Consider the following 16638-nt stretch of genomic DNA (forward strand, 5'->3'; position numbering starts at 1 on the left):
GATCACAGCCGATAACGGACGAGTAACGCATCGGCAGTGTGGGCCGATATCGAAGCCGACACACGGTTCGTTGACCTGGGTTACCGGGGGTTTGTCAGAGCCCACGGTGTCCTTTACAGTCTTGACCGCAGTGTGACTTGTGACGGCCCGCTCGGTCGTCGCCGCCGGTATCCGACGGGGGACGCGCACGCGGACGCCGCAGATGGAGAAAGAGAGCATTGTTCATGCGTTTTGTCCCGAGGTTGTCGCAGCGCCTCCGCAGGCGCGTGCTCGGCGTGGGCGCCGCAGCCCTCGTTCTGCCGGTTGCCGCCGGCGTCGCCGGAAGCACCGCCGCGCTCGCCGCTCCCGCAGCCGCCGCCCCGATCTCGCACCGGGCACCGGCCGGTGGGTTCGAGGAAGTCTTCGTCGACTCCGACATGGGCCCGATCAAGGTGCAGATCCAGTGGGCCGCCCGCGGCGGTGACGCGGCGCTGTACCTGCTCGACGGCCTGCGCGCCCGGGACGACGCGAACGCGTGGAGCTTCGAGACCAACGCGCGCGACCAGTTCGCCAACGACAACGTCACCCTGGTGATGCCGGTCGGCGGCCAGTCGAGCTTCTACACCGACTGGTACGCGCCCAGCAACCTCAACGGCCAGGACGTCACCTACAAGTGGGAGACGTTCCTGACCCAGAACCTGCCGGACTACCTCGCCACCCGCGGCGTCTCCCGCAGCAACAACGGCATCCTGGGCCTGTCGATGGGCGGCAGCGCCGCGCTGACCCTGGCCGCCTACCACCGCGACCAGTTCAAGTTCGCGTCGTCGCTCTCCGGCTACCTGAACCTGTCGGCCCCCGGCATGCGCGAGGCCATCCGCGTCGCGATGCTCGACGCCGGCCGCTTCAACGTCGACTCCATGTGGGGCCCGCCGTGGAGCCCGGCCTGGCTGCGCAACGACCCGTTCGTGTTCGCGCCGAAGCTCGCCGGCCTGTCGATGTACATCTCGGCGGCCAGCGGCCTGCCCGGTCAGCACGACAACCCGCAGGGCCTGGTGGGTGTCTACAACACCGCCAACGCCATGGGCCTCGAGGCGCTCGCCCTCGCCCAGACCCGTGCCTTCCAGATCAAGCTGGCCACCCTCGGCGTCCAGGCCCGCTTCGACTTCCCGGCGCGCGGCACGCACTCCTGGAAGTACTGGGAAGAGGAGCTGTGGAAGGCTCGCCCCCAGATCCTCGAGGCTCTGAACGCCTACTGATCGCGCCGCACCACCCGGCGCACACTGACGGTCCGCATGCCGCCCCACGATCCCGAGAGGGTCGAGGGGCGGCATGCGCCGTTTCCCGGATAGTTGACGAAAACCCCGGACAGTTGACAAAAACCCCGGATAGTTGACAAAAACCACAGCCGTCACAGCGCGGCACCCCCACCCGGCGCCCGTTCACGTGTAGAAACAGTCTTCGAGACGCGGGGCCCGGTCGCCCGCCGACGCCCCAGCAACGCAGAAAGTGAGCGATGCCGATGCGAACTGTGCTTGGCGGAGGTCGAACCGTGCGCGCCCGGCCTCCGGTGCCGCCCACGCGACGGGGCCGGCGGATCCTCGGGGTGGTCGCCGCGGCCCTCGTCGCGCCCCTCGTCGCCGGAACCCTCGCCGTCGGCGCCGCGTACGCGGAGCCGGTGGATCGCAGCGAACCCACCGCCGCGCAGGCCCCGTCCGGGGTGACGGTGCAGCGGGTGGACTGGCTGACCGACCGGCGCGTGGCCCTGTGGGTGAATTCGCCGGCCATGGGCAGCCCCATCCAGGTGCAGTTGCTGCTGGCCCGGGACTGGAACATCGCACCGGATGCCCGGTTCCCCGCCGTCTACATGCTCGACGGCCTGCGCGCCCGCGACGACGAGAACGGCTGGACGATCGAGACGGACGCCGAGGCCTTCTTCGCGGACAAGAACGTCAACGTCGTCCTGCCGGTGGGCGGACAGTCCAGCTTCTATGCCGACTGGGTGGACCAGAACAACGGGCGCAACTACCAGTGGGAGACGTTTCTCACCAAGGAACTTCCCCCGATCCTCGAGGGCAACTGGCGCACCACGAAGGACCGCGGCGTCGTCGGCCTGTCGATGGGCGGCACCGCCGCGATGTTCCTGCCCGCGCGCAACCCCGGCTTCTTCAAGTTCGCGGGGTCGCTCTCCGGCATCCTGACCACCACCACCCTGGGCATGCCGCAGGCCATCCAGTACGCGATGCAGGATGCCGGCGGGTTCGACTCGTCGGCCATGTGGGGCACCCCCGGCGGTGAGCAGTGGGCCGCCCACGATCCGTACCTGCTTGCGGACAAGCTCGAGGGCGTGAGCCTGTACGTCTCGAGCGGCAGCGGTAGCACCGGGCCGTACGACCAGCCGTCGGGTATCCCGGGCGTGAGCACGAACTACGCCGGCATGGGCCTCGAGATCCTGTCGCGGCTCACCTCGCAGGCGTTCGCCACCAAGCTGAACAAGGTCGGCATCCCCGCCCAGGTCGTCTACCGGCCGTCGGGCACCCATTCGTGGCCGTACTGGGAATTCGAGTTGCACCAGCTGTGGCCGCAGCTCGCCAACGCCCTCGGCGTGGAGGTCACGAAGCCGAACTGCAGTGCATCCGGTGCGATCGGCGACGCGGCCGCCCCGTGGATCGGCGACTGCCTCACCCCGGAGTACGCCGTCGCGGGCGGGCGCGTCCAGGACTTCCGCTTCGGCCGGATCTTCTCCTCCACCGAGGGCGGTGCCCGCCCGGTGGCGGGCGCCATCGGCGGGGCCTACCAGGCCGCCGGCGGGCCGGCCGGTCCGCTCGGCTACCCGACCACGGAGGAACGCGGCACCCCCGACGGCCGCGGCCGGTTCAACCACTTCCAGCACGGCTCGATCTACTGGACCCCGCAGACCGGGGCGCACGCCGTGCGCGGCGCCATCCGAGACGAGTGGGCACGCCAGGGCTGGGAGGGCGGTCCGCTCGGCTACCCGGTGGCCGACGAGGTGGCCACCCCGAACAAGCCCGGCGTGGTGCAGGGCTTCGAGATCGGCGCCCTCTACTGGACCGAACCGCTCGGCGCCCACGCCGTGCAGGGGATGATCATGGGCAAGTACGCCGAACTCGGCTACGAGAACGGCTGGCTCGGATTCCCGAAGACCAGCGAGATCCCCGTCAAGGACGGCGGCCGGTTCAACGAGTTCGAGGGCGGCAACATCTACTGGAGTCCGCTCAGCGGCGCCTGGTCCGTTCGGACCGGGCCTGTGTTCGACGCATGGAAGAGCGCCGGATACGAGAACGGTCGCCTCGGTTTCCCCGTCGGCGACGAGTTCCCCATCCCCGGCGGTGTCCAGCAGAACTTCCAGGGTGGATTCGTCACGGTGGTCGACAACGTGGCCACCGTCCGCCCCTAGGATCGTCACCCGCGGTTCCGGTGCCGCCGCGGCGGCCCGCAACCGCCGGATCGGGCGGTGACCGCGACGCACGGGTCGCGGTCACCGCCCGGTTCGCATCTGTAGCCTGGGCACTGCCCATTTCCGACGATTGGATGCGAGGACACCACCACATGCCTGCACGGACCCGTTCGAGCCTGACCCGCGTCCTGGGCGCCGGCGCCGCGGCGCTCGCCGCCACCGCCCTCCTGGGCGCCTGTGGAAGCGACGATTCCACGGCGACGAACACCCCGTCGACGTCCGTGTCGGCGACCACCTCGACCTCCGCCGCCGAGACCACCGCCGCCAAGGCGACCACGACCGCGCCCGAGGACACGCCCACCACGAGTCCGGGCGAGGCCGCCACCGCGCCGCCGGCGCAGCCGGAGACCGAACCCGGATTCCCCGGCCCGGCCGAGGTGCCGGTGGACGACCGCGGCCAGGCGTTCCTGGACGGGTTGCGGGAGCAGGGCGTGGAGCCCGCCGCCGACGGCAGCATCGCCATCAACACGGCCAACTACATCTGCGCGGCGACCGCACAGGGCAGCTCGCCCGAGGAGATCAAGACGATCGTCACCGCGGCGGTGGGCAGCGAGGCCGCGGCCGCCGGCAAGGAGATCTCCGACGCCGACGCCGCGACGACCGCCGACGTCTACATCACCGTCGCCCGCGACACCTTCTGCTAGGAGCGACCACCATGACGGCCCGAGCGAAGCAACGACGCCGGAGGCGGGGAATCCTCGTACTCGGGATCCTGGTCGTCCTGGCGGCCGTGCTGGCGCTCTGGTACATCCTCGCGGGCCGGCTCCCGGTGCCTGGGCCGCCGGGGCCTCTCGGACCCGAGAAGCCGGAGGCGCAGCCCGCCTCGTGCCCGGACGTCCAGGTGGTGGCGGTGCCGGGCACGTGGGAGTCGGCCGCCTGGGACGACCCGTACAACCCGACGTTCAATCCGCTGTCGCTGATGCTGAACGTCACGCGTCCGCTGCAGGAGCGCTTCGACGCCCAGCGTGCCGACGTGTACACCGTTCCGTACGTGGCCCAGTTCTCGAATCCGGTGGCGCTCCCGCCGGACGGCCAGCAGTCGTACAACAACAGCCGGACGGCCGGCACCGCAGCGACCGAGGACATCCTCGAGCGACGGTTCGCCGAGTGCCCGCTGACCAACTACGTGCTGACCGGCTTCTCGCAGGGCGCGGTCATCGCGGGCGACGTTGCGTCGCGCATCGGTGCCGGTGACGGGCCCGTTCCGGCGGATCGCGTGCTCGGAGTGGCCCTCATCGCCGACGGCCGTCGCGACCCGGGGACGGTCGAGACGATCGGACCGCCCGTCGCGGGCGTCGGCGCCGAGCTGTCGCTGAACGGGTTGCGGTTACCGGGGATCACCATGACCGGCGCGCGACCGGGTGGGTTCGGCGAGCTCGAGGACAAGGTGGTGGACATCTGTGCACCGACGGACGGGATCTGCGACGCCCCGCCGAATGCGCTGAATCCCGGCAACTGGCTCGCCAGCGCGCCGCGGTTGCTCGAGTACATGAACAACCCCGTGCACGCGTTGTACAACACCTTCGTCGTGGACGATTCGGGTACGACGGCGACGCAGTGGGTGGCGAACTGGGCGATCGAGAAGATCGAGGAGGCGCCGACCCCTCGCGAGGAGTGAACTCTCCTCGTTGTTACCGGTCGGTAGTGTCGGGGATCACCACCCGATACACTCACTGGTCGGTCGGCGCTTAGACTCGACCTTCGGTCATGACCCGGGAAATCCTTCCGGGCCCGTGACGCGCGACCACCGCCACACGAGAAGAGGTTCGATGAGCGCCACCGACGGCTCGGCTGTCACGCAACCGCGGAAGTTTCGTTTCGCCGCGGGTGGCGAGGGCAACGCCGAGGAGGGCGGTGCCCGGCGCTTCGTCGAGCTGGCGCGCAAGGCGGAGGAGCTCGGCTACGACAGCTTCATGATCCCGGACCACCTGGGCAACCAGGTCGGGCCCATGGCCGCCCTCGGTGCGCTCGCCGTCGCCACCGACAAGATCCGCCTCGGCACCGCCGTCCTCGCGAACGGCTTCCGGCATCCCGCGATCCTGGCCAAGGACGCCGCGACCGTCGACGTCCTTTCGGGTGGCCGGCTCGAGCTCGGGATCGGCGCAGGGTGGATGAAGGAGGAGTTCGACAAGGCGGGCATCGCCTACGAACGTCCCGGCGTCCGGATCGAGAAGCTCGAGGAGAGCCTGCAGATTCTGGACGTGCTCCTGCGGGGCCGGGAATGCAACTTCGAGGGCAAGCACTACCGCATCGACGGCCTCAAGGGCAGTCCGCGCCCGCGGCAGGGCCCGCGTCCGCCCATCGCGGTCGGCGGCGGGGGACCGAAGATGCTCGCGCTGGCGGCGAAGTACGCCGACATCATCTCGGTGGCCACCCCCACGAATCGGGACGGCCGTTTGTTGCTGTCGGGGATCACGATGGGCAAGACTGTGGAGCGGGTGGACGTGATCCGTCGCGCAGCGGGGGATCGGTTCGATGACATCGAGCTGAACTGGACCATCACGATGATTCTCGTCACGGATGATCGGGAGCAGACTGCCGAGATGGCGCTGGCTGCCCTCGACCAGGGCTTCCCCCCGAACATCGAGGTGGACGTCCGGCTCACCGTGGACGAGATCCTCGAATCGCCGTATCTCGCAATCGGTTCCTACGAGGAGATCGCCGAACAGATCCGTAACGTGCGGGCGAAGACGGGGATGTCCTATGTGGGGGTCTTCCCCACCCAGATGGAGGCGTTCGCACCGGTGATTCCGCTGTTGGCGGGGGAATGACCGATGCGGATCTGTAACATAATCGTGATTTCGGATCGATGGACAGATTCGTGAGATGCACCGCCGGATGCTGTTGAGCTGTACAGGTACGACGATCCGCTAGCGCGAGGACAAGGACGGGGCGCAACCATGTCGAGTGGTTGTGGGATCGCTTCGACAGGGAGAAGGAATGAGCGTCGGGTTCGAAGAGTTCATCGATGAGAACGGACAGATCGTGTTGCCCGAGGGCAACACTCTGCTCGACCACCTCGAGCAGCATTTCGCCGAGAACGGCGACGATCTTGCGTACCGTTACATCGATTACTCGCGGGAACGTGACGGCGAGGTCCACGAGCTGACCTGGCAGCAGTTCGGGGTACGTCTGCGCGCGATCGCGGCCCGGCTGCAGCAGGTCACCGAGCCCGGCGACCGCGTCGCGATCCTTGCCCCGCAGGGCCTGGACTACGTCGTCTCCTTCTTTGCGGCCATCTATGCCGGCACCATCGCCGTCCCGCTGTTCGATCCCGACGAGCCCGGCCACACCGACCGGCTGCATGCCGTCCTCGGCGACTGCACACCCAGCGCCATCCTCACCGCCACCACCTCCGCGGCCGGGGTCCGGCAGTTCTTCCGGCCGCTGCCCGCCGCGCAGCGCCCCCGCATCATCGCGGTCGACGCGATCCCCGACACCGTCGCCGACTCGTGGACGCGACCCCGGATCGGCACCGACGACATCGCCTACCTGCAGTACACCTCCGGATCGACCCGCGTGCCCGCGGGCGTCGAGATCACCCACCGCGGTGTCCTCACCAACTGCATCCAGATGGCCGACTCCATCGAACTCAACGAGGGTTCGCGCGGTGTGACGTGGCTGCCGCTGTTCCACGACATGGGCCTGCTCACGATCATCCTGCCCGCGATCGGCGGCAAGTACATCACCATCATGAGCCCGCGCGCCTTCGTGCAGCGGCCGGGCCGGTGGATCAAGGAACTCGCCGCCGTCTCCGACGGCGCCGGCACGTTCGCCGCCGCGCCGAACTTCGCGTTCGAGCACGCGGCCGCGCGAGGACTGCCGAAGCCGGGTGAGACCCTCGACCTGAGCAACGTGATCGGCCTGATCAACGGCAGCGAGCCGGTGACCACGTCCTCGATGCGCAAGTTCAACGAGGCGTTCGCGCCGTACGGCCTGCCCAAGACCGCGATCAAGCCGTCGTACGGCATGGCGGAGGCGACGCTGTTCGTCTCGTCCACCCGGCACACCGACGAGGCCAAGGTCATCTACGTCGACCGCGACCAGCTGGGCGCCGGCCGCATCGTCAAGGTCGACAAGGAGGCGCCGAACGCCATCGCGCAGGTCTCCTGCGGATACGTCGCGCGCAGCCAGTGGGCCGCGATCGTCGACGCCGAGACCGCCACCGAGGTGCCGGACGAGCACGTCGGGGAGATCTGGCTGCACGGCGAGAACATCGGCATCGGGTACTGGGGACGCACTCAGGAGACCGCGGAGACCTTCCGCAACACGATCGCCGACCGCCTGACCGTCGGCAGCCACGCCGAGGGCACGCCGGCCGACGCGCACTGGCTGCGCACCGGCGACTACGGCGTGTACGTCGACGGCGAGCTGTACATCACCGGCCGCGTCAAGGACCTGGTCATCGTGGATGGACGTAACCACTACCCGCAGGACCTGGAGTTCTCGGCGCAGGAGGCCAGCTCCGCGCTGCGCCCCGGCTTCGTGGCCGCCTTCGCCGTGCCGGCCAACCAGCTGCCGCAGGTGGTGTTCGAGAACTCGCACTCGGGCCTGCAGTTCGACCCCGACGACGCCTCGGAGCAGCTGGTCATCGTCGCCGAGCGGGCGCCGGGTGCGGGCAAGGCGGATCCGCAGCCGGTTGCGGACACCGTGCGGGCGGCGATCTCGGCACGGCACGGTGTGACCGCACGCGACGTCCTGCTCGTTCCGGCCGGGTCGATCCCGCGCACGTCGAGTGGCAAGATCGCGCGGCGCGCGTGCAAGGCCGCGTACATCGAGGGAACCCTGCGCGGCGGTTACACGCAGCAGGCCTTCCCCGATAGCGTTTAAACATTGTTCTCTTTCCCGGGTAGCGTGGTGGGTTGATGGCTGACACTGAAATGACCGTCGCGCAGCTGCGCGAATGGCTGCGAAACTGGATCGCCGAGGCCACCGGGCAACCGGTGGCACAGATCTCCGACGATCGCCCGATGGAGGAGTTCGGTCTCTCGTCCCGCGACGCCGTCGCGCTGAGCGGCGAGATCGAGGAACTGCTCGGCGTCACCCTCACCGCGACGATCGCGTACCAGCACCCGACCATCGCGTCGCTGGCCACGCGCATCATCGAGGGCGAGCCCGAGCTCCCGGAGGGGGACGACAGCGCCTTCTACGCCGCCGGTCCGGCCGGCCGGGCACACGACATCGCGATCGTCGGTCTCGCCACGCGGCTGCCCGGGCACGTGAGCACCCCCGCCGAGATGTGGCAGCTGCTTGCACAGGGCCGCGACGGGATCACCGACCTCCCCGAGGGACGGTGGTCCGAATTCGCCGACGACCCGCAGATCTCGTCCGCCATCGCCGCGGCCAACACCCGCGGCGGGTATCTCGACGACGTCAAGGGCTTCGACGCCGAGTTCTTCGCGATGTCGCCGCGCGAGGTCGAGATGGTCGATCCGCAGCAGCGCCTCGCCCTCGAACTGACCTGGGAGGCGCTCGAGCACGCCCACATTCCGGCCAGCGACCTCAAGGGCCGCCCGGTCGGCGTGTTCATCGGCAGCTCCGCCAACGACTACCAGCTCCTCGCGGTGAGCGACCCGTCCGCCGCGCATCCGTACGCGCTGACCGGCACGGCCACGTCCATCGTCGCCAACCGGGTCTCGTACTTCTTCGACTTCCGCGGACCGTCCGTCGCCCTGGACACCGCGTGCTCGTCGTCGCTCGTGGCCGTGCACCAGGCGGTGCGGGCCCTGCGCGACGGCGACGCCGACGTGGCGCTGGCCGGCGGCGTGAACATGCTCGTCGCGCCCGCCGCGACCCTCGGCTTCGACCAGCTCGGCGTGCAGGCCCCCGACGGCCGCATCAAGGCCTTCTCGGCCGACGCCGACGGCATGGTCCGCGCCGAGGGCGGCGGCCTCGTCGTGCTCAAGCGGCTCGAGGACGCCGAGCGTGACGGCGACACCGTGCTCGCCGTCATCGCCGGTTCCGCCGTCAACCAGGACGGCCGCTCCAACGGGCTGGCGGCGCCGAACCCCGAGGCCCAGGTCGACGTGCTGCGCCGCGCCTACCGGGACGCGCGCATCCTGCCGTCCGGCGTCGACTACGTCGAGGCCCACGGCACCGGAACCGTGCTCGGCGACCCGATCGAGGCGGACGCCCTCGGCCGTGTCGTCGGCCGCGGACGCGACGCCGACAAGCCGGTGCTGCTGGGCTCGGCGAAGACCAACTTCGGCCACCTCGAGGCGGCCGCCGGCGCGGCGGGCCTGATCAAGGTGGTCCTCGCGATGCAGGAGAACCACCTGCCGGCGACGCTGAACTACACGGCGCCGAACCCGTACATCCCGTTCGAGCAGGCCCGCCTGAAGGTCATCCCCGAGGGCGCCGAGTGGCCGCGCTACACCGGCAAGGCGATCGCCGGCGTCTCCGGGTTCGGCTTCGGCGGCACCAACGCCCATGTCGTGGTCCGCGAGTACACCGGCCCCGAAGCGGCGCCGGCCGGGCCGGACGAGGCGCCCGTGGCAGAGCCGAGCGAAGGTGTCGTTCCGTCGGCTGAAGGAGCTGAGGGGCACATTCGCTCGGACGAGAACGCCGAGCGCCCGGTGCTGCTCGCGGTGTCCGCGGCGATGCCGTCGCGCCGTCGCCGGGCCGCCGCCGACCTCGCCGACTGGCTCGAGACGGAGGCGGGCAGCACCACGCCGCTCGCCGACGTCGCCCGCACCCTTTCCCGCCGCAACCACGGCCGCTCGCGCGCCGTCGTGATCGCGACGACCCGCGCCGAGGCCATCGCCGGGCTGCGCGCCGTCGCCGCCGGAAAGCCCGCCCAGGGCGTGTTCTCCGCCGACGCCCCCGCCGCCAACGGGTCGGTGTGGGTGCTGTCCGGGTTCGGATCGCAGCACCGCAAGATGGCCAAGCAGCTGTACCTCGAGAACGCGGTGTTCGCGGCGGCCGTCGACGAGATCGACGAGCTGATCGAGGACGAGGCCGGCTACTCCATGAAGGAGAAGTTCCTCGACGACGCCCAGGACTACGACGTCGAGACCTCGCAGGTCGGCATCTTCACCATCCAGGTCGCCCTCGCGAAGCTGCTGCGTCACCACGGCGCCGAGCCGTCCGCCGTCGTCGGCCACTCCATGGGTGAGGCCGCCGCGGCATACATCTCGGGTGGGCTGTCGCTCGAGGACGCCGTCCGCGTCATCTGCGCGCGCTCGCGCCTGATGGGCGAGGCCGAGGCGCTGCTCGAGGGCGACGACATCCGGCTCATGGCGCTCGTCGAGTACAGTGCCGCGGAGATCGAGCAGGTCCTCACCGACTACCCGCACCTCGAGGTCTGCGTCTACGCGGCGCCGACGCACACCGTCATCGGCGGCCCGCAGGACGAGGTCAACGCGATCGTCGCGCGGGCGGAGTCGGAGGAGAAGCTCGCCCGCGTGCTGCAGACCAAGGGCGCCAGCCACACCTCGCAGGTGGATCCGCTCCTCGGCGAGCTCGCCGCCGAACTCGCCGGCATCGAGCCGCACCGGTTGAAGGTCGACGTGTACTCGTCGGTCGACCAGGACACCCACTACCGCGCCGGGCACGAGGGCATCCACCAGGTCGAGTACTGGACCAAGGGTCTGCGGCACAGCGTCTACTTCACCAATGCGGTCAAGCTGGCCGTCACCGACGGGCACACCACCTTCGTCGAGCTGGCCCCCAATCCGGTCGCGCTGATGTCCGTGGCCGCGACGGCGTACGCGGCCGGGGTCATCGACACCCAGCTGATCCAGACCCTCAAGCGCAAGGAGGACGAGCCGCTGGGCGTGCTCACCGCCCTCGCGCAGCTGTACGTGCACGGCCACACCGTGGACCTGCACAGCCTGCTCCCGGCCGGCGCGTACGCCGACCTGCCGCGGACGGTGTTCCTGCGCAAGCCGTTCTGGCTCGAGACCCGCATCGGGACCGGCGGCAGTGCCCGCGTGCCCGGCGCGCACGTCGCGCTGCCCGACGGCCGGCACGTGTGGGAGGTGCGCGCCGACGCGGTCACCGACCTCGGTGAACTCGCCGTCGCCGCCGCGTCGCAGGTGCTCGCCGACGTCACCCTCACCGCGTCCGTGCCGTACGGTGACGTCCCCGCCACCGGCACCCTCACCACCACGCTGACCCGGCACCTCGGCGGCGCGTCGCTGCACGTGCACGGCCGGGACGCGGCGGACGGCGAGTTCCGGTTGCTGTTCGATGCGGTCGTCGCCTCCGGTGACGCGCTGCCGGCCCCGACGCCCGCGCCGGCCGAGCGCTCCACCGGGCCGGTCGAGACGCTGTCCGAGGTGGTGGAGAGCTTCGGCGACAAGTGGAATCCGAACGGGTCGCAGACCCTCGAGGATCGGCTGGCGCTGATCGTCGCCGAATCGATGGGGTACGCGCCCGAGGATCTGCCCGTCGAGATTCCGCTGATCGAGCTGGGGCTGGACTCGCTCATGGCGGTGCGGATCAAGAACCGCGTCGAGTACGAGTTCGACATCCCGCAGCTGCAGCTCGCCGCGGTGAAGGACGCCAGCCTGCGCGACGTCGCGAAGTACCTGCGGTACGCCGTGGAGAACCGCGAGGAGGTCGCCGCGCTCGCCGCCCAGCAGGCCGCCGACCGCGACACCGCCGCTCGGGAGGACGCGTCGCTCGAGCTGCCTGCGGTCTCGCCGGTGGAGGACACCGGGGTGGTGCACGAGGCGGAGGCGATACTCGAGGCCACTGAGGCCGCCGAGGCCGCCGAGACCGCTGAGGCCGCGGAGACCGCAGAGGCCGGCAAGACCGGTGAGACCGCTGCGAGCACCGAAGCGGACAAGGCCACCGACGTCACCGACCGGCAGGCGGTCGCGGAGGCATCCGGCACCGACGTGCCGCCGCGCGACGCCGCCGAGCGGCTCACGTTCGCGACGTGGGCCGTGATCACCGGGCAGTCGGCGAAGGGCATCTTCAACACCCTGCCGATCCTCGACGACGAGACGGCCGAGCGCCTCGCCGCCCGGCTGACCGAGCGGGCGAACGGCGAGATCACCGTGGACGACGTGCTCGACGCCGAGACCATCGAGCAGCTCGCCGAGAGCGTGCGCCGGCACCTCGAATCGGCGGATCGCATCGACGGGCTCGTCCGTACGCTGCGGCCGCGGCCCGAGGGCTCGGACGCCGTGCCGGTGTTCGTGTTCCACCCCGCCGGCGGATCCACCGTCGTGTACGAGCCGCTCCTGCGCCGGTTGCCCGAGGGCACCCCGATGTACGGCTTCGAACGCACCGAGGGCCCGATCGAGCAGCGTGCCCAGGAGTACCTCCCGCAGATCAAGGAGATCCAGGGCGACGGTCCGTATGTGCTGTACGGCTGGTCGCTGGGCGGTGTGCTCGCCTACGCGGTCGCCCGGCTGCTGCGCGCGGAGGGCAAGGACGTGCGGCTCGTCGGCCTCATCGACACGGTGATGGCCGGGGAGAAGGTCGAGGACACTGCCGAGGAGATCACCAAGCGCTGGCAGCGGTACGCGCAGTTCGCGAAGAAGACCTACGGGGTCGACGCTCCGCTGCCGTACGACAAGCTCGCCGCGACGGACGACGAGGGGCAGGTGCGCATCCTCATGGACCTGCTCAAGATGAGCGGTACGAGGATCCCCGGCGGCATCATCGAGCACCAGCGCACGTCGTGGCTGGACAACCGGGCCATCCAGACGGCGAAGCTCGAGCCGTACGACGGCGACGTGGTGCTGTACATGGCGGACCGCTACCACGACGACGCCATCGAACTCGAGCCCGCATTCGGGACCAGGCAGCCCGACGGTGGCTGGGGTGAGTCGGTCCGTAATCTGGAGGTCATCCGTGTCGGCGGCGATCACCTCCAGGTGGTCGACGAGCCGTACATCGGGAAGGTGGGGGCCGACCTGACACGCAAGCTGGCCGACATCGAGGCCACGAGGAGCTGATCGAGTAGTGACCACGACGACGGCCGAGAAGCTGGCCGAGCTGCGCAAGAATCTCGAGATCGCCAAGGAGCCGGCCGGGGAGGCCGCGGTGGCCAAACGCGCCGCCAAGGGCATCCCCAGTGCGCGACAGCGCATCGACATGCTGCTCGACCCGGGCAGCTTCGTCGAGATCGGGGCGCTCATGAAGACGCCCGGCCGTGACGACGCGCTCTACGGTGACGGCGTCGTCGTCGGTCACGGCACCGTCGACGGCCGGCCCGTCGCGGTGTTCTCGCACGATCAGACCGTGTTCGGTGGCAGCGTCGGCGAGATGTTCGGCCGCAAGGTCGCCGCGATCCTCGACTTCGCGCTGAAGATCGGCTGCCCGGTGGTCGGCATCAACGACTCCGGCGGTGCCCGGGTGCAGGACGCGGTGACGTCGCTGGCGTGGTACGCGGAACTGGGCAAGCGGCACGAGCCGCTGTCGGGGTTGTGCCCGCAGGTGTCGATCATCCTGGGCAAGTGCGCCGGGGGCGCCGTGTACGCGCCCATCAACACCGACGTGGTCGTCGCCACCGAAGAGGCGTACATGTTCGTCACCGGCCCGGACGTCATCAAGTCCGTCACCGGGGAGGACGTCAGCCTCGACGAACTCGGCAGCGCCCGTAAGCAGGCCGAGTACGGCAACGTGCACCACGTCGCGCCGGACGAGAAGGCCGCGTTCGAGTGGGCCCGCAAGTACCTGAGCTACATGCCGTCGAACGCGCAGGAGAAGCCCCCGGTGATCAATCCGGGCCTCGAACCGGAGATCACGCCGGACGATCTCGAGCTCGACACGTTCATGCCCGACGCCGACAACTCCGGCTACGACATGCACGACGTCCTGCTCAAGATCTTCGACGACGGCGACTTCTTCGAGATCCGCTCGCAGGTCGCCCCGAACATCATCACCGGCTTCGCCCGCGTCGACGGGCGGCCCGTCGGGGTGGTGGCGAACCAGCCGCTGTACCTGTCCGGGGCGCTCGACGCGGCGAGTTCGGACAAGGCCGCGCATTTCGTGCGGGTGTGCGACGCGTACGACATTCCGCTGGTGTTCGTCGTCGACACCCCCGGCTTCCTGCCGGGTGTGGAGCAGGAGAAGATCGGGGTCATCAAGCGCGGCGGCCGGTTCCTGTTCTCGTTCGTCGAGGCGTCGGTGCCGAAGGTGACCGTGGTGGTACGCAAGTCCTACGGCGGTGGCTACGCGGTGATGGGCTCCAAGCAGCTCGGCGCGGATGTGAACTTCGCGTGGCCCACGGCGCGGATCGCGGTGATGGGCGCCGAGAGTGCGGTGGCGGTCATCGGCCGTCGCCAGATCGAGGCGGCCGGCGAGAACGCTCCGGCGGTCCGTCAGCAGCTGATCAACTTCTACAACGAGCACATCGCGACGCCGTACATCGCGGCCGAGCGCGGCTACATCGATGCGGTGATCGAGCCGCACAAGACGCGTCTGGAGATCCGCAAGGCGCTGACGTTGCTGCGCGACAAGAAGGTGTTCAAGAATCCGCGCAAGCACCACTTGCTTCCGCTCTAGCCCTTCTGGTGGGCCGAATGTCACATCGCGTCGATCGATCGACGCGATGTGACATTCGGTTCGCCTCGCGGGGCTACCGAACCCGCACGTCGGGTCGTGGACGTTCGAGACCCTGCCGGTAGGCCGCCGCAAGATCGGCGAGCACGATCGCCGGTTCGTGCCGGATCTGTCTGGGCAGATGGGTGACGACGATGATCCCGTGCCGCTGCATGACCGCCCGGCGCCGCATCGTTGCCTCGTGGTCTCTTGCGCTGAGATGATGTGCGAACGAGTCGATCTCCCACGCCAGTGCCACGGCATCGAGCCAGCCGTCCGGACGGGCGATCCAAGTTCCGTTCGAGTCCTCGACCTCCCGGTTGTGCACCATCGGGGGAAGACCCGAGGTGGAGTACAGCTTCTGGGCCTCGATCTCGGCGACCGAATGCGCGTCGTCGACCAGTTCCTGGATCACCTTGCGCGGCACTGCGGTTCCTCGACTGCTGCCCTCTGCAAGTTCGCGTGCCAGGTGGTCCACGGTGACATCGCCGCGTTGGAGCGCGGCGGCGAACAAGGCGCGGCAGTCGTCCGTTCGTGACGTCCGCCGTCCGGCATCGAGCAGGCTGCGCGCGACGGGTGCGATCCGCAGTGTGCCCTTGCGTACGGGTTCGGGTACACGCCAGCTGCGTTCGACGGTGACGAACGAGAAGTTCCTGCGATGCCGATTCTGCGGGATGAGCAGCAGGATGTCGCTCTTCGTCGCCGAGGGGGCGTATCCGTGCACGCCGAGCGCGGCGTGGCCCGAGATGACGGCCTCGTCGCCTCCGTACATCTGCGCTGCCGTCTGTCTGTGCAGTTGCGTGAGCGGGCCGCTGTGCAGCGCAACGACACCGGGCAGAATCCGCTGCCACGGACCACCCTTCCGGCAACGGCCGGAGATGGTGCTGCTGCTCATCCCGCATCCCAACAGTGTCGAGGTGCGGATGATGCCGTTGACACTCAGCCCGACGAGCTGTTCGACGTCGTCCCCCCACGTTCCGCGTCTCATGCCGCCCATGATCACCGGGAAATGCCGCGCTCGAGGGGTGCAACGGGAGGGTGGGCAAAATCTGTGGATGAACGGCGAGGTTGTGGACTACCCGTCGCGGGCGGACCGAGGCGGACCGACGGACGGACCGAATGTCACATGGGTTCGATGCAATCGAAGCGATGTGACATTCGGTCCGGACGGTCAGGGGACGACCCAGGTCCCGACTCCCGGCAGGTACGTGAAGCCGTTCGGGACGGTGACGGTGGCGACGATTCGGCCGGAGCCGGTCTCGGCGCGGGGCGTACCGGTCATTCCTCCGCCGAGCACCGGCCGGGACGGGAGTTCGTTGGTTCCGCTGGCCCCGGTGGTGATGTTGGTCCAGGAGATCTTGCAGTAGCACCACATGCTGCCGCCGAACCAGCTGATGCCGGGCTCGTCGGGGTCGACGCGCACCGTGACCGCCTCGTTCACCAAGGCTCCGCCGTAACCGAACGAGCCGGACTCGCCCGATCCGATGACACGCGTGAGCGTGGTGGCATTTTCGGGAGCGGCGACGGCTACCGGGGCAGTCGCCACTCCGGCGCCGAGAACCGCGGCGGTAACCGCCGCGAGTCCGAATGCACGCTTCTTCGACATACAGTTCCTTCCGTAGCCGGCCCACCCCCGCTGGCCCGATGAACAGTTCGCGATCGAGCAGAATCGAACATTCGTGACA

Annotated in this window: 10 protein-coding genes; 8 read left to right on the top strand and 2 right to left on the bottom strand. The window is 69.5% G+C overall.

Annotation, left to right across the window (positions count from 1 at the left end; genetic code table 11):
• Positions 1-224: 224 nt before the first annotated feature.
• From RR3_RS22940 to RR3_RS22975, 8 genes are all read left to right on the top strand, one after another.
• Positions 225-1235: an alpha/beta hydrolase gene (locus tag RR3_RS22940; protein WP_026137863.1), complete on the top strand. Its 1011-nt coding sequence runs from the start codon at positions 225-227 to the stop codon at positions 1233-1235.
• A gap of 293 nt (positions 1236-1528) precedes the next feature.
• On the top strand, positions 1529-3394 hold the full coding sequence (locus RR3_RS22945; RefSeq protein WP_043822787.1) for an alpha/beta hydrolase-fold protein: 1866 nt from the start codon (positions 1529-1531) through the stop codon (positions 3392-3394).
• Positions 3395-3546: 152 nt separating this feature from the next.
• The gene (locus tag RR3_RS22950) at positions 3547-4098 is read left to right on the top strand and encodes a DUF732 domain-containing protein (RefSeq protein WP_017681175.1); all 552 of its coding nucleotides are present in this window, start codon (positions 3547-3549) and stop codon (positions 4096-4098) included.
• Positions 4099-4109: 11 nt separating this feature from the next.
• Positions 4110-5072, top strand: a complete 963-nt coding sequence (locus tag RR3_RS22955; RefSeq protein WP_017681176.1) for a cutinase family protein — start codon at positions 4110-4112, stop codon at positions 5070-5072.
• Between the two features lie 151 nt (positions 5073-5223).
• A complete protein-coding gene (locus tag RR3_RS22960) occupies positions 5224-6225 on the top strand; it encodes an LLM class F420-dependent oxidoreductase (protein WP_064066433.1) in 1002 nt (333 codons plus the stop codon).
• 169 nt (positions 6226-6394) lie between these two features.
• Complete coding sequence (gene fadD32, locus RR3_RS22965; RefSeq protein WP_040270427.1) at positions 6395-8284, top strand: long-chain-fatty-acid--AMP ligase FadD32; 1890 nt, start codon at positions 6395-6397, stop codon at positions 8282-8284.
• Positions 8285-8334: 50 nt separating this feature from the next.
• Complete coding sequence (gene pks13 / locus RR3_RS22970; RefSeq protein WP_064066432.1) at positions 8335-13365, top strand: polyketide synthase Pks13; 5031 nt, start codon at positions 8335-8337, stop codon at positions 13363-13365.
• A 7-nt stretch (positions 13366-13372) separates the two neighbouring features.
• Entirely contained in the window at positions 13373-14917 is a 1545-nt protein-coding gene (locus RR3_RS22975; RefSeq protein WP_010596185.1) for an acyl-CoA carboxylase subunit beta, read from the top strand.
• 73 nt (positions 14918-14990) lie between these two features.
• Here the strand turns inward: RR3_RS22975 and RR3_RS22980 are convergent, their stop codons facing one another.
• Positions 14991-15941: a hypothetical protein gene (locus RR3_RS22980; protein WP_040270441.1), complete on the bottom strand. Its 951-nt coding sequence runs from the start codon at positions 15939-15941 to the stop codon at positions 14991-14993.
• 183 nt (positions 15942-16124) lie between these two features.
• Positions 16125-16559: a hypothetical protein gene (locus RR3_RS22985; protein WP_010596183.1), complete on the bottom strand. Its 435-nt coding sequence runs from the start codon at positions 16557-16559 to the stop codon at positions 16125-16127.
• Positions 16560-16638: the final 79 nt, after the last annotated feature.

This window comes from Rhodococcus ruber NBRC 15591, assembly GCF_001894945.1.
Lineage (GTDB): Bacteria > Actinomycetota > Actinomycetes > Mycobacteriales > Mycobacteriaceae > Rhodococcus > Rhodococcus ruber.

Bases quoted from the DNA above. Each gene is read 5' to 3' on its own strand.
- RR3_RS22940 (WP_026137863.1), top strand. From the start codon at position 225: ATGCGTTTTGTCCCGAGGTTGTCGCAGCGCCTCCGCAGGCGCGTGCTC.
- RR3_RS22950 (WP_017681175.1), top strand. From the start codon at position 3,547: ATGCCTGCACGGACCCGTTCGAGCCTGACCCGCGTCCTGGGCGCCGGC.
- RR3_RS22955 (WP_017681176.1), top strand. From the start codon at position 4,110: ATGACGGCCCGAGCGAAGCAACGACGCCGGAGGCGGGGAATCCTCGTA.
- RR3_RS22960 (WP_064066433.1), top strand. From the start codon at position 5,224: ATGAGCGCCACCGACGGCTCGGCTGTCACGCAACCGCGGAAGTTTCGT.
- fadD32 (WP_040270427.1), top strand. From the start codon at position 6,395: ATGAGCGTCGGGTTCGAAGAGTTCATCGATGAGAACGGACAGATCGTG.
- pks13 (WP_064066432.1), top strand. From the start codon at position 8,335: ATGACCGTCGCGCAGCTGCGCGAATGGCTGCGAAACTGGATCGCCGAG.
- RR3_RS22980 (WP_040270441.1), bottom strand. From the start codon at position 15,941: ATGAGACGCGGAACGTGGGGGGACGACGTCGAACAGCTCGTCGGGCTG.
- RR3_RS22985 (WP_010596183.1), bottom strand. From the start codon at position 16,559: ATGTCGAAGAAGCGTGCATTCGGACTCGCGGCGGTTACCGCCGCGGTT.